We start from the raw sequence: 20,224 nt of genomic DNA, 5'->3' as shown, positions 1-20,224 counted from the left end.
GGCTCGCCTGGTTCGGCACCGGGCCCGGATCAGCCCCCGAGTCTAGGCGAGCTTGCCCAGGTCGGGCCCGGGTGGGGTACGCCGGGCCCCGAGGTGGTCGAGCGTGCGGCGGGCGTGCTCGGCCGAGCCGGTCGCCTCGACCATCGCGATGACGTGGTCGATCCCGCTGACCCGCGCGCCCTCGGCGAGCCTGCGCGCGCAGTGGGCGGGATCGCCGACGGGGTGAAGGTCGCACAGCAGCCGGGCGTATGCCAGTGGATCACGGCTCGGGCGGGGGCGGTCGTCGACGGGGATGTGCGCGGCGAGGCCGGCGGCGAGCCAGCCGGGGGCGGCGGCGAGGACGTCGGCGACGGCCTGTTCGCGGGTGTCGGCGACGTGTGCGACGACGGTGGAGACGTGGTCGGCGTCGGTGGGACCGCCGTGGGCGCGGTAGTGGTCGACGAAGGCGCGTTTCTCCTGGTCGGTCATGTGCATGCCGAGCAGCATGGGCAGGCCGCGGGCCGCGGCCAGCTCGACGGAGGCGGTGGAGGTGCAGGCCAGGTGGAGGGTGGGCGGGGCGGCCGGGGTGGGCACGAGCGGGACCTCTCGGAAGGGGAAGTCGGCGGTGCCGGTGACGGTGGGGTCGGCGAGGGCGGCGCGCAGCAGGTCGAGGGCGGCGGGCAGGCCGCGGTCGTAGCGGTCGAGGGAGGAGCCGAAGACCTCGATGTCGACCCAGGGGCCGCCGCGGCCGACGCCGAGCCGGAAGCGGCCGCTGGCGACGGTGGCGAGCAGGCGGGCGCGTTCGGCGAGCGCGACGGGGTGGGCGGTGGTGAGGACGCTGACGGCGGTGCCGACATGCAGGCGCTCGGTGCGGCCGAGCAGGTAGGCGGCGAGGGTCAGGGCGTCGGGGCAGGTGCCGTAGGGCATGAAGTGGTGCTCGGCGACCCACACCTCGTCCAGGCCCGCGTGTTCGGCGGCCACCGCGAGGCGGGTGGCGCGGTCGAGGGCGGCGTGGTCGGTCTGGCCGGGGAAGCGCGGCGCGAGCAGGAACGCGCCGAGCCGGAAATCGGGCTGGGACATGGGAACCAGGGGGTACCGACCGGGTGGCCGCCGGGGCAAGCGGCGTCCGGGTGATCGCGGTTGGGCCGTTCCAGTGGCGTGTGCGCGCGGATCTTGTCCAGTGTTCAAGGGGACGGTACGACGGAGTGAGGCAAGCCTGCCTACCTGGGTGTGGAGGTGCGGATGTCTCTCGATGTGCCCGCGGACCTGTTGGCGCGCGCGGAAGCCGGTCCGGTGGACGACGCCGAGTTCGTCGCCTGTGTGCGCGACTCGCTGCCGTACGCCTGGCAGGTGATCTCGTCGGTCGCGACCTCGGTCGACGCGAGCGGCTTCGCCGACAACGAGACCCCGCCGCCGAGCGAGGCCGAACGCGGGCAGCTGCTGCGCGCGCTGGCCTCCGACGCCATCCGCGGCGGCCTGGAACGGCACTTCGGCGTGAAGCTGGCGTTCCAGAACTGCCACCGGGTGGCCGCGTTCACCCCCGCCGCGGTGGATGGCGACCGGTACCGCGCGTTCATCTCGCCGCGCGGCCAGCTCCTGAACCAGTCGCCCGAACTGCGCGACTGCTGAGCCCGGCAGGGGGCGTGCCCACTCCCCGCGGGAAGCGACCTCCCGCCGTGCCGCCCCCTGCCCTCCTCCGCCGGACGCACCCGGCCCACGGTGTCGGTCCCCGACCGAGCGCTCGGCTGGTACACCGGCAAACTCGCACGAGTCGAGGCAGGCGACCGAACACTGGCGAAGGCGGAGGTCGACAAGCTCGCCGACCTCTACGGCGTCACGCCCGACGAGCGAGCCACCCTGCACCTGCTCGACGATGCCGCCCGCAAGCGCGAGACCCCGAGCCGCGTCGCGGACTTCGCCCAGACCTACGTCACGCTCGAACGTCAAGCCATGTCGATCGACTACTTCGACGAGACGCTGCTGCACGCGCTCGTCGCGACCGACGAATACAGCGCGGCCGTACTCGCGACTGAAGGCGACGACGACCTCGGCGACCGACTTGCCGCCCGCGCCGCCAGACGCGCCATCCTGTCCAGCCCGAACCCGCCACGTCTCCGAGTGCTACTCGGCGAGGCCGCGCTCCATCGCGAGGTCGGCGGCCCTCGGACATTGCACGACCAGCTCGCGTACCTCCTGGAGGTCACTCGGTCGCCAGCGGTCGCGATCCGAATCCTTCCGTTCGCCTCAGGCGCGCACCGCGCGCTCGGCGTGAACTTCACCCTCATCACGTTGGCCGAACCCTCGATCGCTCGGGTCTACATCGAGGCATTGACCGACGCCACCTACCTGCACGAACAGGCGGAGGTCGAGATCTATCGGACCGCGTTCGAACGGCGCTGGTCAGCGGCGCTCGACGACGAGTCATCTGCGACCATCGTGCGTAGGCGCATCGCACAACTGGAGGACACAAGTGGAGGCTGAAAAGTGGCGTAAGGCACAGCGGAGCGGCGCGAACAACAGCTGCATCGAGGTCCGCAGCGACCGAGACGCGGTCCGGGACAGCAAGAACCCGGCGGGCCCGATCCTGCGCGCCGATGTCTCGGCGCTCTTGACGGCCGTTCAGGCTGGCCGGATCATCCGTTGAGCACCGCGGCCCCCGGTGAGAGCCGGGGGCCGCTCGTAACAACCACCCAAAGTCACACGATCATCGCGTCATGCGACGTACCGCTCTGCCTCTCTCCGCCAGCGCGGCCCTCATCCTCGGTCTGGCAGGTTGCTCGACAACCCACCCCACTGGGGCATCGAGCAACGTCACCACCACGACCAGGCCGACCACGACCACCGCTAGCGCGGCCACGACCACAACGATGACAACGACAACCACGACCCGCGCTCTCACAGCCACTGAACAATTCGACGCTCGCGCAGTGAGTGAGGGTTGGCTTGCGAGACGCTCCGCACCAGGTTCAGCCTCTGAGTACGTCCAAGAGATCTGCAAAGAGATGGACGGGCCCGAAAGTCCGGAAATAACACGCTCGGAACGTATGGAAGTCGAATGGAAAGCGAATCCAGAGATGTTCGAAGCTGGCGTTCCTATCTTTTGCCCACAGCATCAAAACCTTGTCGATGCAGCGAAAACCGGCAAGGTTAACAGGACGATCTTCGACGGAAGCTACTTCATCCCGAATGACATTCAACCAGGTACATACAAGACCGTCGAAACGGCAAAGGAGTGCTACTGGGAGAGGACAACGCCTGGCGGTGAAATCATCGACAACAATTTCGTGACAGCTGCGAAACAAGTTACCGTCACAATCCGGGCAACCGATGGATCGTTCACCACAAAGGGGTGTGGAGGGTGGAGGCGCGCCTAGCGTCGCTCGATCGAGGCCAGCCGGGCGAGCGCATCTCGCAGCAGGAGCGCGGTCCGGGTGGTGCGGGTGGCGCCGACCATGCCGATTCGCGGCCGCGTCACTCGGCCGCGTCGGTCCGCGGTGATCTCGACCTCACGCACCACTTCATCCACGGTCACCCCGCCGTAGACGTCGACCGTGACGATGTCGCCGAGCCTGTAGTCCCTGCCGTACCGCAACCTCGCGGTGTCAACCGGCTCGATCTCGACCAGCTGCGTCTCGCCCTACTCGGTCAGCCGCTTCGCCGCGCCCGCGGCCAGCTCGGCGCCGCCGTCGGAATCGTTGGCGGCGCGGTAGTCGTAGAAGTCCTCGACCCGGCCCCACGCCGTCGCGGAGTCGATGTCTCCAACCTCGACGAACTCTCGGGCGTCCTCCTCACCCCGGCCGCCGCCCACGATGTGGGTCGCGGCCGGTGCGGTGAGCTGCCAGCGGAGCGACCGGATGTTGCGCAGCGCCAGCCCGAACCGGGCCGGTCCGCGGCGGTCGACCGAGAATATCCTTCGCCCCCACCCGCTCGCCTCTTCGCCTGAGCATCAGCTTTACGCCGTTCGGACTGAGCGGGCCACGACCACGATCGCCGAGCCACAGAGCAGTGGTGAGATTCGCCAAGGGGTGCTTCGCTCGCATGCGGACATATCGAGACACAGCCTGCATTGTCTTGGGCGAGAGCGGGACACGCCTCATCTTGTCTCCCTTGCCAACCACGTCGATCGTGTCGAGATCGAAGTCAATATCAGGCATGTCCAGGCCCGCAACCTCAGAAAGACGCTCACCTCCGTCATAAATAATTCGAATGATCACTTCATCCCGCCTGCCGACGAAATCGCGGCCACAGGTTGCGAGAATGGCTTGCACCAGATCTAACGTAGGGATCGTGGGGCGCTTTTTCGGAACCTCCGGGGGGCTCATTCTATCCATTGGGTCCACGTCGATCTCTTGCTCATTGAGCAGCCATCGAAACCATGGGCGTAGGCTCCGGTAGTTGTTGTTCGCATTCGCCTTGCTCGTCGTGGCGATGCGATAGGCGATCCAGGCCCGGACATGCGAGACGGTGGTTTCGTCAGGCTCGTCGGGCGCGGGTGGCAGGTCGGCCAGCCACTCGTCCGGGGTGTCGACGTCCGGCGGGGCGATCGGGTCGAAGGTCCAGAGGTAGAACCAGCGCACCGAATCCGTATAGTTACGGATTGTACGCTCACTCTTACTCTCTGCTTTGAGTGACCGAGACCACTCTCTGATCAGGCCGGGATAGGGGTCGGGAGGCATCATCAGGGGCACGCGCACACGCTCCAAGCGGAGTGTCACCAGAGCGCTGTGCTAGCCCCCGACGCGGGGTCAGAGACGGCAAAGGGGGCATCTACCTGGGCAGATGCCCCCTCGTCGGGCTGACAGGATTTGAACCTGCGACCCTCCGCTCCCAAAGCGGATGCGCTACCAAACTGCGCCACAGCCCGGGGGTGTACATCGCCAGCCTAGCGGGGTCCGCTAGGCTATTTTTCGCGCGGGGCCGAGGGGTCCCACAGGCGGGCGTAGCTCAATGGTAGAGCCCTAGTCTTCCAAACTAGCTACGCGGGTTCGATTCCCGTCGCCCGCTCCACGATCGGCCGAACCTCGCTCGGGTTCGGCCGATTTTCGTTACCTGGGACCGTTCCCAGCGGGAGGATCTCTGGGAACGGGCGTCCGCGGCCGGACATCCGCCGAGCAGAGTGGCGTACGCCACAGCCAGCCGGGTGATTTCGGCGGTCGGTCGTGAAGAACCGGTCAATGGCCGTGGTGCCGGGGCCGCGGTCTTCGGTAGGCAGTAGCCATGTCGCAATCCGGCTATTTCGACCCGACCACCACCACTGCCGCACGCCGTACCGCCGTCGGGGCCTCGATCATGGTCCTGGACGACGCGGGTCTGCTGCTCATGCTGCGCGAGCGGGCCGGGCACCGGCTGCCCGGCGGACCGCAACCGGCGCGGGAGACGCTGCCGCGGGCGGCGGTGCGCGCGGTGGAGGAGCAGACCGGGGTGATGGCGGAGATCACCGGGCTGGTGGGCATGTACAGCGACCCGGAGCGGTCGTGGAGCACGGAGCTGGCGGTGTGCTTCCGGGGTCGGCCGATGGGCGGTCGGCTGCGCGTGGGCACGGCGGTGTGGGTCGAGCCGGAGCGGCTCGGCGCGCTCGGCGTACCGGAGGCGACGCGGCTGATCCTGGAGCACGGGCTCGCCCGGTCCGGCGACGCCTACTTCGGCTGAGACTCAGGCTCAGCGGGTGACGGGCGGGCGGCGCGCGTACTCGACCTCCAGCACCGGGCGTCCGTCGCCGTAGTCGCGTTCGCGGATCAGACCGCTCTCGGTGAAGCCCGCGCGGGTGTAGAAGCGCCGCGCGCGGGTGGCACCGGACAGCGTCCAGAGCCGCACACGGCGGTAGTCGCCGAGGCCGGTGAAGACCTCGTCAAGGAGGGTCTGCGCGACGCCCGTGCCCCACACGTGCGGGTGTGCGTAGAAGGCGTGCAGTTCGGCGTCGTGCGGTTTGACCCGGTGCGGGCCGTACCAGGCGAACGCGATGGTCCGGTCGCCGCGTTGGGCGAGCAGCACGGTGTCGGTGCCCGCGGCGGCCAGCTCGGCCAGTCCGGCCATCCAGCGGGCGCGTCGCCGTTCGGCGAACACGGCCAGTGACCGGTCCTCGAACAGGTTGCGGTGCGCGACCCGCCAGGACTCGGCGTGCACGTCGCCGATCTGCGCCGCGTCCGCCGCGGTCGCCTCGCGGACCAGTACCGGCGCGCTCACCCGCACGAGTCGCCCTCCCCACGCACCACCCGGGTAGCGAGAGCCACACCGGGAATTGCCGCGTGATTCCCCATGCGGTCACCATATCGGTGATCACACATCGGTCAAGACGTGTGCGCGGTGGACAAATCGCTTGGCCGGGTCATGGGCGTTCGCGTAGACAGCACAATCGTGGACACCTTTACGCTGCGCCGACTGACCCGCGACGACCTGCCTGCCAACGCCGCCGTGCTGGCCCGCGCGTTCCTGCTGGAGCACCGCAGGGACGAGTGGGCGGCCAAGGAGGACCTGCTGTTCGACACCACCGAGACGGTGGGCGCGTTCGACGGGGAGACGCTGATCGGCACGTCACGGCTGTTGCCGAGGACGGTGTCGGTGCCTGGCCGGGGCCTGGTGCCGTTCGACGCGATCAGCGCGGTGGCGGTCGCGGCGGACCAGCGGCGGCGCGGCGTGCTGCGCGCGATGATGCGGTCCTGGCTGACCGAGGAGAGCGCGCCACTGGGCGGATTGTGGGCGTCCGAACCGGTGATCTACGGCCGTTACGGTTACGCCCCGGCGAGTGAATGGACCCATTTGTCCATGCCGACGAAAATCCCGTTCCGGGCGGGTGTCGACCTGGGTTCCGCACGGGTGCGGGAATTGTCGCGGGAGGCGGCCATGCCGTTGATCCGCGAACTCTACGACCGGTTCGCGCCGACCCGCGCGGGCATGCTGGGGCGTGCGGAAGGGCATTGGGGGTACCACTACTACGACTCCGTGACGGCCCAGCGCGGACGCAGTCCCTACCGGTACGCCCTGCATCCGGACGGCTTCGTGGCGTTCCGGACGGAGATGAAGCCCGGGGACTTCGGGCCGACCACGAAGCTCTCCGTACACGAACTGATCGCGAACACGCCCCAGGCGTACGCGAGCCTGTGGCGGTACGTGCTCGACATGGACCTGGTCAGTTCAGTGGACTACAACGGCAGTGTCGACGAACCGCTGACGCTGCTGCTGCGCGACCCGCGCGCCATGGAACGCAACACCTCCGACGCGCTGCACATCCGGCTCACCCGGCTCGCGGACGCGCTGCCGTTGCGGGCCTATAGCGCGCCGGTGGACGTCGTCGTGGACGTGACGGACGAGTTCTGCCCATGGAACACCGGCACGTGGCGACTGACGGTCACCGACGGCTCGATGACGGTTGCCCGGACGGATGACACCGCCGACCTGTCCCTGACCACGCTGGAGCTGGCGGCCGCCTACCTCGGCGGCACCCGGCTGACCGTGCTGGCCTCGGCGGGGCGAGTGCGCGAACACACACCCGGGTCGGTTTCGGCCCTGTCAGCGGCGTTCCTGCACGACCGGGAGCCCGCCTGCCACGAGATCTTCTGAGCACGACCGGGGGATTCCGGTCCGCACGGGAACCTCCTCGCCCGCGTCCGGCGTTGTGCTGGGCAAGCGAACGAGGAGGGCCCCATGGGTACAGGCATCGTGCTGGTCGTGATCGTCGTCGCCCTGGTGGCGGTCGGCGTCGTGGTCATGCGGAACCAGGCGGCGGCACGCGCCCGCGCACTCGCCGACGCCCAGGCCGACGCCCGCCGCTGGGTCGAGCGGCTGGGCGGCCAGGTGATCAACCTGACCGGCACGGACACCGCCTCCCAGCAGGCCATGGCCGACGCGGCGGAGCGCTACACGGCGGCCGGGTCGCAGATGGAACAGGCCAGGACGGCCGAACAGTGCCGGTTGGTGACGCGCACGGCGCTGGAGGGCCTGTACTACGTGCGGGCCGCGCGCCTGGCCATGGGCCTGGACCCGGGCCCGGACCTGCCCGCCGACCCCGACCAGCAGCGCGCCGGACGCGTCGAGGCGGACCGCAGGGTGCATGTGGAGGGCCACGACTACCAGGCATCCCCGATGCCCGGCGCGGGCACCCCGCACTACTACCCGGGCGGGCGCGTGGCGGGGCGGCCGGTGCCGGAGGGGTGGTACAGCGAGCCGTGGTGGAAGCCCGCGCTGGTGGCGGGGGCGTGGGGCCTCGGTTCGGTGCTGTTGTTCGACGCGATGTTCTCGGGGATGTCGGGGATCCCGGACTCGTCGGCGTGGGAGGCCGGGTTCGACGCGGGGCAGGCGGACGCCTTCGCGGACATGAACGCGGACGGCTTCGGCGGCGGCGACCAGGGTTTCGACGGCGGTGGCTACGACGGTGGTGGTGACTTCGGCGGGGGCGACTTCGGGGACTTCGGCGGTGGGGACTTCGGCGGGGACTTCTGATCCTGTCGGTCACGGAGCGTCCTGTCGGATTCACCGGATCGGGCGCTGTGGACGCGGAACTTTCCCGGGCGTGTCGTTCGTTGCGAGTTGAGGTTGTGCGAGCGCGAGGGACAGGAGACGCGGGAGCGCGGCCATGCAGGCGCCGAGGGACGGGGCGAGAGGAAGCGCCGCCCGCCCCGACAGCCGGTGCCACCCCGACCCACCGTGCCGACAGCGTCGATGGCGAACACTCCCCGGGATCATGTCCAAGACCACGACGAGCTCGGGCCTGCGTTCCGCACGCGCCGCATGCCCGCCGACGAGCGCCCAGCCCGAGCTTCGGCTCACCGGGTTCGGGTCACGGGTTCGAGTCACACGACCGCGAGGAGTTCCCGCGACCGGCACGCGGTCGGACCCGCACGACGCGGGTGTTGGAGCAGATCTCGCGCTCCCGTGGCTCACTCGCCTGTACTCCCGATGGGCCAGGCGGCCACGCCACCGAGGCAGACTCCGTGAGCGGACCGCCGTTCACCCGGCGACCTTTCGCGCGTCGCGTGTGGACGGGAACGCGGCCGGTCGGGCAATCATGATCGTCACCTGGTGGTGCGCCCCAGAATATCGACCGCGTCTCGACCCGCCCACGACGCGCCGATACACGGCCAACGCCCTGGGTCGAGCCACTAGCCCCCCGCCCGGCATGACAAGACCACCCGGGGACGTCCGTTCAGCGAGCGGACCAGCTGGACGGCGGCCGATGTCGCTATCGAGGCCGGGCGCCGCCACAGGCCGGGGTCGCGAAAATCGGCCTGTGGGCGCGGAGAGTGAGCCCGTGAGTCGACCGAATCCCGATCGGGTGATCCGGGTCCTGTTTCGCCGGGGTGCGGGTTCGGCGGGTCAGGCGGGCTGGCAGGTGGGGCACCAGAAGTTGTTGCGGCCCGCCAGGACCTCCGTCCGCACCTCGGTCCCGCACACCAGGCAGGGCAGGCCCGCGCGGCGGTAGACGTAGACCTCGCCGCCGTGGCGGTCCTGGCGCGGGGCACGGCCGGTGGCCTCGGGGAGGTGTTCGTCGCGGACCGTGTCGATCCGTCCTCTTCGGACGCCCAGGCGCATGAGGGTGACCAGGTCGGCCCACATGTCGGACCACAGCGCGGGGTCCAGGGCGCGGCCGGGCAGGGACGGGTGGATGCCGTGTCGGAACAGGAGCTCGGCCCGGTACACGTTGCCGACGCCCGCGATCACGGACTGGTCCATCAGGAGCACGGCGAGTGAGCTGCGGGAGCGCGAGATCCGGTCCCACGCCCGCGCCGGGTCGGCGTCACGGCGCAGTGGGTCCGGGCCGAGGCGGGCGCGGAGGGCGTCGACCTCGACGTCGGTCAGCAGCTCGCAGCGGGTCGGGCCGCGCAGGTCGGTCCAGTGCGTCGGGCCGACCAGGCGCATCCGGACCTGGCCGACCGGGGCCGCGACCGGTAGCGGGGCCTCGGCGAACGTCCCGTACAGTCCTAAGTGGACATGTACCACCCGGTCCGGTCCGTACACGTGGAACAGATGTTTCCCGTGCGCCTCCGCCCGGCGGAACACCGAACCGTCCACAGGGGACGCGACGAAGCGGCCCTGCGGGCTGGAGACCGACACCTCCGTACCGGCGTAGCGGCGTTGGTGCAGGCGGGCGAGGCGGTGGAGGGTGTGGCCTTCCGGCATCAGGCGGGCAGGGCGGGCGGTTCGCCGGTGCGCTCGTACTCGGTCAGCAGGGCGATGCGGCGGCTGTGGCGCTCGTCGCCGGAGAACGGCGTGGCGACGAAGGCATCCACGATCTCGGCGGCCTCCTCGGCCGTGTGCATGCGCGCGCCGACCCCGATGACCTGGGCGTCGTTGTGCTCACGGGCGAGTTTCGCGATCTCCGGCTGCCAGGCCAGCGCGGCGCGGCAGCCGGGCACCTTGTTGGCCGCGATCTGCTCGCCGTTGCCCGAGCCGCCGAGCACGACGCCGAGGCTGCCCGGGTCGGCGACGACGCGGCGCGCGGTCTCGACGCAGAACGGCGGGTAGTCGTCGAGGGCGTCGTAGGCGTGCGGGCCGACGTCGACGACGTCGTGGCCCGCGGCGGTGAGGTGTTCGGCGAGGTGGGCCTTCAGCTCGAAGCCCGCGTGGTCGGAACCCAGGTAGACACGCACGGCGGGAAGTGTGCCATCCGGTGGTGCCGGGTGCGCGACCGGGCGAGCGCGCAGTGGCGCCGGTTACCACCACGGGGCGTGACCGATCGTTCCCCGGCCGGTCGGCCGATCGGGTAGTAATGGCGGATGCGATGGCTGGAGGTTGCCGACGGTGTGTTCGCCCGTCGCTATGCCGAACTGGACCAGACGCTGGGGCTCGTGCTCGGCGACGACCGCTGTCTGGTGATCGATACCGGCACCGACGAGGTGCATGGCGCGGAGTGGGCGGCGGCGGTCCGCGCGGTCACGGATCTGCCGTGGACGGTGGTGATCACGCACGCGCACTGGGATCACTTCCTGGGCACGGCGGCGTTCCCGGGTGCCGAGGTGTGGGCGCATCCGAGGTGCACGGCGGTGATCGCCGGGACCGCCGCCGAGCAGGCGCGGTTCTGGGCCGACAAGTACCGCGCGGACGGCAAACCGGAGCAGGCCGAGCGGCTGCTTGCCGCGCGCGTGGTGCTGCCGACGTGGGATCTGGTGGACAAGACGGAGCTCGACCTGGGTGGCCGTCGGGTGACGTTGGCGCATCCCGGGAACGGTCACACGGATCACGATGTGGTGGTGCACGTCCCCGACGCCGGGGTGCTGTTCGCCGGTGACGACGTGGAGCAGGGCGCGCCGCCGTCGCTCGGGAAGGACGGGTTCCCGCTGGAGTGGCCTGCCGCGTTGGACGCGATCCTGGAGTGGGCGCCGCAGGTGGTGGTGCCCGGTCACGGTGAGCCGGTGGACGCGGGTTTCGTGCGGACGCAGCGGGCGGAGCTGGCGACGGTCGCGGGCCTGTTCGACGGGGTGCGCAGCGGTTCGATGACGGTCGAGGAGGCGTTGGCGCAGAGCCCGTACCCGGAGGACGCGACGCGTCCGGCGCTGGAGCGTGGCCGGGTCAGCGCTGCAGGGACTTGACCTCCAGGAACTCCTCCAGGCCGTAGCGGCCGAGCTCGCGGCCGTTGCCGGACTGCTTGTAGCCGCCGAAGGGCGCGACGGGGTTGAACGCTCCCCCGTTGATGTCGACCTGCCCGGTGCGCAGGCGTTTGGCGACGGCGAGCGCGCGGTCGTCGTCCGCGCCGAACACGGCGCCCGCGAGCCCGTAGACGCTGGCGTTGGCGATGGCCACGGCCTCGTCGTCGCCGGTGTAGGGCAGCACGCACAGGACGGGGCCGAAGATCTCCTCTTGGGCGACGCGCATGTCCTGGCGCACGTCGGCGAACACGGTGGGCGGCACGTAGGCGCCGTGGTCGGGTATGTCGTCGGCGCGGTAGGCGAGGGTGGCGCCTTCGTCGATGCCGAGCCGGATGTAGCCGAGGACGCGGTCCTGCTGGGCTTTCGACGCCATCGGGCCGATGCGGGTGCTGGTCTGTCGGGGGTCGCCGACGGTGTACTTGGCGGCGGCCGCGGCGACGCGCTCGACGATCTCGTCATGCCGGTGCGCGGGGACGAGCATGCGGGTCCAGGCGGTGCAGGTCTGGCCGCCGTTGATGAACGCGTTCGCCACACCGATCTTGACCGCGCGGGTGAGCGCGTCGCCGTCGACGTCGTCGAGGATCACGTTGGCGGACTTGCCGCCCAGCTCCAGCGCGACCCGCTTCACGGTCGCGGCGGCGACGGCGGACACCCGCCTGCCCGCCGCGGTGGACCCGGTGAACGACACCATGTCGACGCGGGGGTGCGCGGCGATGGCCTCGCCGACGACGGGCCCGGTGCCGTGCACGAGGTTGACCACGCCGTCCGGCACGCCCGCGGCGGCGAGGATCTCCAGGAACAGGTTGGCGTTGAGCGGGGCGACCTCGCTGGGTTTGAGTACGACGGTGTTGCCCGCGGCGAGCGCGGGCGCGACCTTCGCGACGATCTGGTGCAGCGGGTAGTTCCACGGGGTGATCGCGCCGACGACGCCGACCGGCTCGCGCAGCACGAGCGAGTTGCCGATCTCCTCGCTGAACGCGTAGCCGCCCTCGACCAGGTCGGCGATGCCCGCGGACGTCGCGGCGGGCAGACCGGCCTGGACGGCGCGGGAGAACAGCAGCGGCGCCCCCATCTCGGCGGTGATCACGTCGGCGATCTCCTCGCGCCGCTCGACCAACGCCGCCGACACGCGCCGCACGGCGGCGGCCCGCTCGCGCGGATCGACCGCCGACCAACCCGGGAACGCCTCGGCCGCGGCGGCGACCGCGGTGTCCACATCGGCCGCGGTCCCGGCCGGGACGGCCGCGACGACCTCCCCGGACGCCGGGTCGACCACGTCGATCCGCTCCCCGGCCTGCTCGATCAACCGCCCCCCGATGACATGACCGACGCGAACGGCCATGGCGACCTCCCGTGTGACACTTTGCACGCCTGCCTGGACGTCAGCGTGGCACAAGTGGACGGGAGTTCGCACGCCTGCCGTGATCACGGAGACGCGCGGTTGGGAACGACGGGACTCTTCGGCGGCACGGGTTCGTCTGCTCGGGCCTCGGCGGTCATCCGCTCACACGCGAGTCTTTCGTCAAGACGCGCGTGGTGTCTGTTGATCGATCCGGCCCGCTGTGGACAACTGCCCCGGGGGACCCCCGAAATCAACTCTACCGGCCGGCGGCCTGCGGGCCGGAAAGTTGTCCACAGGGGGCCGTGGAGCGGACGCACTGGTGCTGTGGGCATGCGACCCGGTACCTGGTCGCCCATGGAAGCACCGGCCAGCACGACGACCGCGCCCGACCAGCTCCGACCACCGACGCGTGCGTGCACCAGGCAAGTCGCCGCGCTGTCAAGACCCGCACAGCATCTGTTGATCGATTCGGCGGGCTGTGGACAACCGCCTGGGGACCCCCGAAATCCATTTTACCGGCGAGTGGGCCCCGAGCTGGAAAGTTGTCCACAAGGGCCGCAGGATGATCGCGCTGCTCGTGGCACGCGGCCCTGCCGATGCCCGGCGACCGCCACGACCCGCTCGCCTGCAACGGGAATCGTCGTCGTCAGGACCGGCGCGGCACCTGTTGATCGTTTCGACCTGCTGTGGATAACCGCCCGGGGACCCCCGAGATCCACTCTACCGGTGAACGGCTCGCGGGTCGGAAAGTTGTCCACAGGGCTTGGAAGGCGGGTGCGGCGAGGGTGGACACGTGATGGCGCATGGTCGCCCACGGGATGCTCGGCGGTTGCCGTGACCCGCAAGGGGACCGAGGCAGGGACAGCGAGAGCGGCCAGTCAAGACCTACGCGGTATCTGTTGATCGTTTCGGGGGGATGTGGACAACCGCCCGGGGGACCCCTGGATTCCACTTTACCGGTGAGCGGGCCCTGAGCTGGAAAGTTGTCCACAGGGGCGAGGAGCGGGCGCGACGCTTGGTGGGCAGGGGGTGCGGGTCCGGGCCGCCGAAGGTCCGGTGACCCGTGGAGAGTCCAGCAGAGGCGAGTGGCCGTTGGGCCTGTCGTGGCCGAACCGCAAGGGGGTGTGCAGTCGGGTCGGCGCCGAGGAGCGGCGGGCTTCGGCTTGGCGCAGCCGACCGCGCTGACCGGGTGGGCCGTCGTCAAGGGCGGCGGGGCGGCTGTTGATCGATTCGGCGGGTTGGGGACAACCTGCCCGGGGGCCCCCGAAATCCACGTTACCGGCAAAAGGCGCGCGGGTCGGGAAGTTGTCCACAGGGACGCGCGCACCGGGCCGCCGAGGGGTAGGCACCCGCGGCGGGCCCGGACCGTGGGCGCGCCGCGGGTGTCCCCGATCCCCCGGGGGTCAGTCGAACTTGAGCTCGCCGGTGCGGCTGCGCTTGAGTTCGAAGAACTTCGGGTAGCTCGCCAGGGCGACGGCGCCGTCGAAGACCTTCAGGGCGTCGTCGCCGCGCGGGATCTCGGTGAGGACGGGGCCGAAGAAGGCGACGCCGTCGATGTGCAGGGTGGGGGTGCCGACCTCGTCGCCGACCGGGTCCATTCCCTCGTGGTGGGACTTGCGGAGGGCGTCGTCGTGGTCGGTGCCGTTCGCGGCCTCGATCAGTTCGGCGGGGAGGCCGACCTCGGCGAGGGCGCCCTCGATGGCTTTGAGGTAGTCCTTCTCGCCCTGGTTGTGGATGCGGGTGCCGAGCGCGGTGTACAGGTCGCGCAGCACCTCCTCGCCGTGGGCCTGGGCGGCGGCGATGGCGACCCGGACCGGGGCCCAGCCGCGCTTGAGCAGGTCGACGTAGACCTCGGGGAGGTTGTCGCGGCCCTCGTTGAGGACGGACAGGCTCATCACGCGGAACCGCAGGTCGAGGTCGCGGTGCTTCTCCACCTCCAGGATCCAGCGGGAGGTGATCCAGGCGAACGGGCAGACCGGGTCGAAGTAGAAGTCGACCTTGGTGCGGGTCGGGGTGCTCTCGGTGCTCTCGGTTTCCCGAACAGCGGTCATCGAACGTCTCCAGGTGTGTGGATCCTCGCCGGCCGGGGGTCGCCGCGGGCGCCCCCGGTCGGTGCAACGTGTGTGCTCTGGGAAACCTTCCCGGCCACACCTTGGCACCACGGGGTGGTACGGCGTGATTGGATGCGATTGTCAGTTCCGAACCCCGCGCGCGGCGACCCCGCGGGCGGGGCGCTCAGCAGTTCCCCGCTAGTCCCCCGAAGTCCGACCGACGAGTTCGCCGAGGTGTTCGAGTGGCCGCGCCCAACCTGACCCGTGACCAAGCCCAACAGCGCGCCGCGCTGCTGGAGGTGGCGTCGTACTCCATCGAGCTGGACCTCACCGACGGGCTCGGCCAGCCCGGCGAGACGACCTTCGGGTCCCGCTCGACGGTGCGGTTCACCAGTGCCGAGCCGGGCGGGTCGACGTTCGTCGACATCGTGGCCGACGAGGTGCTCTCCGCCGAGCTGAACGGCACCGTCCTGGACGTGTCCGGGTACGACCCGGCCGTCGGGATCGAGCTGTCCGCGCTGGCGGGCGAGAACGAGCTGACCGTGGTGGCCCGGTGCACCTACATGAACACCGGTGAGGGCCTGCACCGGTTCGTGGACCCGGTCGACAAGGGCGTGTACCTGTACACGCAGTTCGAGACGGCGGACGCGAAGCGCATGTTCGCCTGTTTCGACCAGCCGGACCTGAAGGCCACCTATGACATGGCAGTGGTGGCGCCGGAGTCGTGGAAGGTGATCTCCAACGCGGCGGCCGTGTCGGTGGGCGCGGCCGAGGGTGCCGAGGGCGTGTCCCGGCACGTGTTCGAGACCACACAGCGGATGTCGACGTATCTCGTGGCGTTGGTGGCGGGCCCGTACGCGGAGTGGCACGACGGGTTCACCGACGAGCACGGCACGATCCCGCTGGGCATCTACTGCCGGGCGTCGCTGGCCGAGCACATGGACGCCGAGCGGCTGTTCACCGAGACCAAGCAGGGTTTCGCCTTCTACCACGAGAACTTCGGTGTGCCGTACCCGTTCGGCAAGTACGACCAGTGTTTCGTGCCGGAGTTCAACGCGGGCGCGATGGAGAACGCGGGCTGTGTGACGTTCCTGGAGGACTATGTCTTCCGCAGCCGGGTCACCCGCTACTCGTACGAGCGGCGCTGCGAGACGGTGCTGCACGAGATGGCGCACATGTGGTTCGGCGACCTGGTGACCATGCGGTGGTGGGACGACCTGTGGCTGAACGAGTCGTTCGCCACGTGGGCGAGTGTGCTGGCGCAGGCGAGTGCCACCGAGTACGAGCACGCGTGGACCAGCTTCGCCAACATCGAGAAGTCGTGGGCGTACCGGCAGGACCAGCTGCCCTCGACGCACCCGGTGGCGGCGGACATCCCGGACGTGCAGGCGGTCGAGGTCAACTTCGACGGCATCACCTACGCCAAGGGCGCCAGCGTGCTCAAGCAGCTGGTCGCCTATGTGGGGCTGGACAACTTCCTGTCCGGGCTGCGGGTGTACTTCGGCAAGCACGCCTGGGGCAACGCGACGCTGGCGGACCTGCTGAACGCGCTGGAGGAGGCGTCCGGGCGGGACCTGTCGTGGTGGAGCGCGCAGTGGCTGGAGACCACCGGCCTGAACTCGCTGCGGGCCCGGTTCGAGGTTGGTGACGACGGCCGGTTCACCGAGTTCGCGATCCTGCAGGGCGGCGCCAAGCCGGGCCGCGGCGAGCTGCGCACGCACCGGGTCGCGATCGGCGTGTACGACGACGCGGCGGACGCGGTGGGCAAGCTGGTGCGCACGCACCGGGTGGAGATCGACGTCGCGGGCGAACGGACCGAGGTGCCGGACCTGGTCGGTATCGAGCAGGGCAAGCTCGTGCTGGTCAATGACGACGACCTGACCTACTGCACGATGCGGCTCGACCCGGGCTCGCTGACCACGCTGATCGACCGCATCGGCGACATCACCGAACCGCTGCCGCGCACCCTGTGCTGGTCGGCGGCGTGGGAGATGACGCGCGAGGCCGAGCTGAAGGCCCGCGACTTCGTGACGCTGGTGTGTCACGGCCTGGACGCGGAGACCGAGGTGGGTGTCGTGCAGCGGCTGTTGCTGCAGGCACAGACGGCCCTGGCCTCGTACGCGGCGCCGGCCTGGGCGCCGACGGGGTGGCAGCTGTTCACGGACCGGATCCTGCAGCTGGCGCGCGCGGCCGAGCCTGGTTCCGATCATCAGCTGGCGTTGGTGAACTCGTTGACGGGGTCGGTGCTGGACTCCGCGAAGCTGGAGGTGCTGCGCGGCTGGCTGGACGGGTCGGCGCCGTTGCCCGGTCTGGTGGTCGACACGGACCTGCGGTGGCGGCTGCTGCACTCGCAGGTCGCGCACGGGGTGGTGGGCGAGGCCGAGATCGAGGACGAGCTGAAGCGGGACTCGACGGCCGCGGGCCACCGGCAGGCGGAGCGGGCGCGGTCGCTGCGGCCGACCCCGGAGGGCAAGGCGGACGCGTGGCGGCGGGCGGTGCACGACGACGACCTGCCGAACGCGATCAACGAGGCGATCATCGGCGGGTTCTCGCACCCGGCGCAGCGGCCGTTGCTGGCGCCTTACGCGCGGACGTACTTCGCGGACGTGGCCGACGTGTGGGCGCGGCGGTCGAGCGAGCGCGCGCAGTCGGTTGCCCTCGGCCTGTTCCCGGCTTGGGCGGTGACCGCGGAGACGGTGGCGGCGGCGGACGAGTGGCTGGCCGGTGATCATCCCCCGGCCCTGCGGCGGCTGGTGTCGGAGGGGCGCGCGGGCATCCTTCGGGCGCTGGCGGCGCGGGAGTTCGACGGGTCCTGACTGTGTGTTGATTCCGGGGCCGGCTCCGTGGGGGCCGGCCCGGTTTTTTGTGCTCTATCGGGTGGTTTGTGTTCGGAGAGTCAGGTTTTCTTCACCGCATCGGGCGCTGTGGACGCGGAACTTTCGTCGGCGTGTCGTTCGTTGCGAGTTGAGGTTGTGCGAGCGCGAGGGAAAGGAATCGTGAGAGCGCGGGGGATGGGGCGTGGGAGTGCGCGGGGATGGGGCGGAGGGGCTTGCCTGCGGGGCACGTCGGGAATGTGGACAGTGCGGGAATGCGCGCAGTGCGGGCATGTCGAGGGAGTGCGGGCAGGGGGGCGCGTGAACGGGCGGGCTTGAGGGGCCTTTGCCGGGGCGGTAGGAGGTCGGCAGGGATGCTGGCCGCTGGGGCCCGTGTGCCCTGCGGAGTGGGGCGCCGGAATCGACTGCGCTGGGTGGTCCGGAGTCGGTTGGGCTGGTCCGGAGTCGGTTGGGCTGGGTGGTGGCGGAGTTGGCGCGGCCTGCGGCCGGGTTGGCGGACAGGCCGGCTTGACGGCGCTGGGCGTCGCTGAGGGGCCAGGCGGCATTGGCCTCAGGCTGCAGGCAAATGGGGGGCGGGCAGGCAGACAGGCACGAGGTGGGACCGAGCCTGCCGAGCTGGGTTGGCGGGCAAAAGTGGGGATCTCGTCGGGGCGCAGCGCGGTGGTGAAGTAGTCGACGAAGAAGCGGTTGACCTGCGGCGGATGGGAGCCTGCGGCCAGGTGAGGATTGCGCGCCCTCGGCCGCGTGAGATCGGCGGACTCGACCTGGCCACGTGAAGATCGGCGGGCTGGACCTGTCTGACGGCCGCAGGCTCCGGCGGCGCTCGGGTGGTCACTGGGTGGAGCCTGGGGCCTGCGGTGATGTCAAGGGATGCGCTCGGCCTGTGGATGGTTCGACGGGGTTGTGGATAGCCGCCCGGGGACCCCCCGAGGTTCATTCTTCCAGCGAAGGGAATCTGGCGCGCGGAGTTGTCCACAGGGGGCGCGAGTGGCTTCGGGGCGATGGCAGGGGGCGGATTGACCTTCAGGTGGCCGCAGGGTGGCGAGTGGGTCGGCGGGTCGCAGGGTGACGCGGGCCAGGAGCCGGGGGTGGGAGGCCAGGCTGGTCGGAGGTCGGGGCGGTCGCGGGGCAGGGCCGGTCGCGGGGTGGGGTGGGAGCGGGGCGGATGGCGAAGAGCCCGGTCCCACTGGGTGGGCCGGGCTCTTCGAGGGGTGTTCGGGGGTCAGCGGCGGGGGGCGTGGCCTGCCTGGTCGGCGAGCATGCGGAGGGCGCTGACCAGGCCGCCGATGAGGTCGCCTTCCTTGAAGGAGGCGACCATGCTCATCACGGCCAGGTTGCAGCCGCGGTCGGGGAGGCGGCGGGCGGAGTCGGTGCCGGTGACGATCTCGACGCGGCGTTGGCCGGGGGAGACGGCCAGGAGTACGGCTTCCGCGGAGTTGGGGCCGATGGCGGCGTGCAGGTCCTCGGCGCGGTCGCGCGGGTCCTGGCCGAGGTCGCCCAGGTAGACGCTGAAGGCGAGGCCGGTGGCGCGCGACGACAGGGTCAGGGCCTCGTCCAGGCGGGTCAGCTGGACCGTGGTGAAGGGGAGGCCGGGGGCGGCGGGCTCGCGCTGCTTGGCGACGGAGATGCGGCCGCTGTTGGTGCGGGCGGCGCCGTAGCCGTGCTCCGGGTCCTCGACGATGGTGTCCGCGTGGCGGACCAGGTCACCAGCCACCGCGGGCTCCTCCCTTGGCAGTGCGCGGGAGGTCCGCGCCGGTCTCCGGGGCGTGGTGGGACGCCGCGGCGTGGGCGGGGCCCAGGCCCGCGGGGTTGGCGGTCCACCACACCGGCTCGTGCGCCCACTCCTGGCCGGGGCGGTAGCGCGGGGCCTTGGCGAACTTCTCGCGCAGCGTCAACAGGGCGACCACGCCGTAGATGGCCAGCGGGATCGCCGCGAAGACGAGAAGGGTCTCGACGAGCGTCACAGCCGATACAGTAACCGACCGCCGACGGGCCGACCTCGCACGGCCGACAACCCGACCACGGCCGGGGGGAATCGGACGGACTGCCCGGATCCGGCCACCGGGGCGACGTCCCGGCGCACGGCCTGGGATCGCCTCGTGCCGTCGGAGCCGCTGGACGTGGGCTTGGATCGGCGAGGCTCTCCGCCGGAGGGTCCGATCATGGGCAAGCGGGTGAGCTGCCCGCGGTCATCCTTGCCGTGCGGGCCGTCGGACGCGGGCTTGTGCGCGGCCCGAAAGCGGACAGGGTATCTATTTCCGTCACAAAACAGATATTTCAGACAATATTCGCGCCGGTCGGGCGGGGGAAAACGGACAGACTCTCCAGATCCGACCACCAAAGGCCGATAACCCGGATAACGTCCGGTCTCATCGGCGGGGGTCGCGCCGGGCGGGTCGCCCGTGGGTGCGGACACCGCTCGGGCGGCGTGGTCGCACG

18 protein-coding genes, 2 tRNA genes and 1 pseudogene are annotated in these 20,224 nt (G+C 70.6%); 10 read left to right on the top strand and 11 right to left on the bottom strand.

Translation table 11 applies throughout. The annotated features are described in order from the left end of the window. Nucleotides 1-42 precede the first annotated feature (42 nt). Entirely contained in the window at nt 43-1,059 is a 1,017-nt protein-coding gene (locus tag C503_RS0126120) for an LLM class flavin-dependent oxidoreductase (RefSeq protein ID WP_018685172.1), read from the bottom strand. A 162-nt stretch (nt 1,060-1,221) separates the two neighbouring features. Between C503_RS0126120 and C503_RS0126115 the strand changes: the two genes are divergently transcribed. The 4 genes from C503_RS0126115 (at nt 1,222) to C503_RS46230 (ending at nt 3,353) form a co-directional block, all read left to right on the top strand. Continuing rightward, on the top strand, nt 1,222-1,608 hold the full coding sequence (locus C503_RS0126115; RefSeq protein WP_026316711.1) for an SCO5389 family protein: 387 nt from the start codon (nt 1,222-1,224) through the stop codon (nt 1,606-1,608). Between the two features lie 90 nt (nt 1,609-1,698). Next, nucleotides 1,699-2,460, top strand: coding sequence for a DUF5753 domain-containing protein (locus tag C503_RS40925; protein WP_018685170.1), 762 nt, complete (start codon nt 1,699-1,701; stop codon nt 2,458-2,460). After that, on the top strand, nt 2,450-2,623 hold the full coding sequence (locus tag C503_RS44945) for a DUF397 domain-containing protein (protein ID WP_018685169.1): 174 nt from the start codon (nt 2,450-2,452) through the stop codon (nt 2,621-2,623). Before C503_RS40925 ends, C503_RS44945 begins: the two co-directional genes overlap by 11 nt. Before the next feature lie 400 nt (nt 2,624-3,023). After that, entirely contained in the window at nt 3,024-3,353 is a 330-nt protein-coding gene (locus C503_RS46230; protein ID WP_156893488.1) for an Rv1352/Rv1906c domain-containing protein, read from the top strand. Here C503_RS46230 and C503_RS48090 read toward each other — a convergent pair. The 3 genes and pseudogenes from C503_RS48090 to C503_RS0126090 form a co-directional block, all read right to left on the bottom strand. Further along, nucleotides 3,350-3,835: pseudogene (locus C503_RS48090) on the bottom strand (Gp37-like protein). The gene C503_RS46230 and the pseudogene C503_RS48090 sit on opposite strands and share 4 nt — an antisense overlap. Next, on the bottom strand, nt 3,768-4,655 hold the full coding sequence (locus C503_RS44935) for a site-specific integrase (protein ID WP_245572590.1): 888 nt from the start codon (nt 4,653-4,655) through the stop codon (nt 3,768-3,770). The pseudogene C503_RS48090 and the gene C503_RS44935 overlap by 68 nt, the downstream one beginning before the upstream one ends. A gap of 114 nt (nt 4,656-4,769) precedes the next feature. Further along, nucleotides 4,770-4,843, bottom strand: a tRNA-Pro gene (locus C503_RS0126090). 69 nt (nt 4,844-4,912) lie between these two features. Here C503_RS0126090 and C503_RS0126085 point away from each other — a divergent pair. Together C503_RS0126085 and C503_RS40915 are read left to right on the top strand one after the other, a co-directional pair. After that, a tRNA-Gly gene (locus tag C503_RS0126085) sits at nt 4,913-4,986 on the top strand. Nucleotides 4,987-5,196: 210 nt separating this feature from the next. Further along, a complete protein-coding gene (locus C503_RS40915) occupies nt 5,197-5,628 on the top strand; it encodes an NUDIX hydrolase (RefSeq protein WP_018685166.1) in 432 nt (143 codons plus the stop codon). A 9-nt stretch (nt 5,629-5,637) separates the two neighbouring features. Here the strand turns inward: C503_RS40915 and C503_RS40910 are convergent, their stop codons facing one another. Then, nucleotides 5,638-6,168: a GNAT family N-acetyltransferase gene (locus tag C503_RS40910; protein WP_018685165.1), complete on the bottom strand. Its 531-nt coding sequence runs from the start codon at nt 6,166-6,168 to the stop codon at nt 5,638-5,640. A gap of 165 nt (nt 6,169-6,333) precedes the next feature. Here C503_RS40910 and C503_RS0126070 point away from each other — a divergent pair, with 165 nt between their 5' ends. Together C503_RS0126070 and C503_RS0126065 are read left to right on the top strand one after the other, a co-directional pair. After that, nucleotides 6,334-7,536 (top strand): GNAT family N-acetyltransferase, encoded by a 1,203-nt coding sequence (locus C503_RS0126070; RefSeq protein WP_018685164.1) that lies wholly within the window; start codon nt 6,334-6,336, stop codon nt 7,534-7,536. An 84-nt stretch (nt 7,537-7,620) separates the two neighbouring features. Beyond that, the gene (locus C503_RS0126065; RefSeq protein WP_018685163.1) at nt 7,621-8,415 is read left to right on the top strand and encodes a hypothetical protein; all 795 of its coding nucleotides are present in this window, start codon (nt 7,621-7,623) and stop codon (nt 8,413-8,415) included. An 873-nt stretch (nt 8,416-9,288) separates the two neighbouring features. Here the strand turns inward: C503_RS0126065 and C503_RS0126060 are convergent. Further along, nucleotides 9,289-10,092: an Fpg/Nei family DNA glycosylase gene (locus C503_RS0126060; RefSeq protein WP_018685162.1), complete on the bottom strand. Its 804-nt coding sequence runs from the start codon at nt 10,090-10,092 to the stop codon at nt 9,289-9,291. After that, nucleotides 10,092-10,562, bottom strand: coding sequence for a ribose-5-phosphate isomerase (locus C503_RS0126055; RefSeq protein ID WP_018685161.1), 471 nt, complete (start codon nt 10,560-10,562; stop codon nt 10,092-10,094). Before C503_RS0126055 ends, C503_RS0126060 begins: the two co-directional genes overlap by 1 nt. Before the next feature lie 126 nt (nt 10,563-10,688). On the opposite strand from C503_RS0126055, the gene C503_RS0126050 reads away from it, so the two are divergent. Beyond that, on the top strand, nt 10,689-11,501 hold the full coding sequence (locus C503_RS0126050; protein ID WP_018685160.1) for an MBL fold metallo-hydrolase: 813 nt from the start codon (nt 10,689-10,691) through the stop codon (nt 11,499-11,501). Here C503_RS0126050 and C503_RS0126045 read toward each other — a convergent pair. Further along, nucleotides 11,482-12,900, bottom strand: a complete 1,419-nt coding sequence (locus tag C503_RS0126045; protein ID WP_018685159.1) for an aldehyde dehydrogenase family protein — start codon at nt 12,898-12,900, stop codon at nt 11,482-11,484. The two genes, C503_RS0126050 and C503_RS0126045, sit on opposite strands and share 20 nt — an antisense overlap. A 1,403-nt stretch (nt 12,901-14,303) precedes the next feature. Beyond that, nucleotides 14,304-14,951 carry a mycothiol-dependent nitroreductase Rv2466c family protein gene (locus C503_RS0126040; protein ID WP_018685158.1) on the bottom strand — a complete coding sequence of 216 codons (648 nt, stop codon included), beginning with the start codon at nt 14,949-14,951 and terminating at the stop codon, nt 14,304-14,306. A gap of 242 nt (nt 14,952-15,193) precedes the next feature. On the opposite strand from C503_RS0126040, the gene pepN reads away from it, so the two are divergent. After that, nucleotides 15,194-17,767, top strand: a complete 2,574-nt coding sequence (gene pepN / locus C503_RS0126035) for an aminopeptidase N (RefSeq protein WP_018685157.1) — start codon at nt 15,194-15,196, stop codon at nt 17,765-17,767. 1,240 nt (nt 17,768-19,007) lie between these two features. Here pepN and C503_RS0126030 read toward each other — a convergent pair. Together C503_RS0126030 and ctaJ are read right to left on the bottom strand one after the other, a co-directional pair. Then, the gene (locus C503_RS0126030) at nt 19,008-19,499 is read right to left on the bottom strand and encodes a DUF5130 family protein (RefSeq protein ID WP_018685156.1); all 492 of its coding nucleotides are present in this window, start codon (nt 19,497-19,499) and stop codon (nt 19,008-19,010) included. After that, nucleotides 19,489-19,749, bottom strand: coding sequence for an aa3-type cytochrome oxidase subunit CtaJ (gene ctaJ, locus C503_RS0126025; protein ID WP_018685155.1), 261 nt, complete (start codon nt 19,747-19,749; stop codon nt 19,489-19,491). The genes C503_RS0126030 and ctaJ overlap by 11 nt, the downstream gene beginning before the upstream one ends. Nucleotides 19,750-20,224: the final 475 nt, after the last annotated feature.

Origin of the sequence: Actinokineospora enzanensis DSM 44649, assembly GCF_000374445.1 — a bacterium.
In the GTDB taxonomy this organism is placed as follows: domain Bacteria; phylum Actinomycetota; class Actinomycetes; order Mycobacteriales; family Pseudonocardiaceae; genus Actinokineospora; species Actinokineospora enzanensis.
The sequence above is the reverse complement of the archived record's forward strand: the minus strand, read 5'-3'. Positions and strand labels throughout refer to the sequence as shown.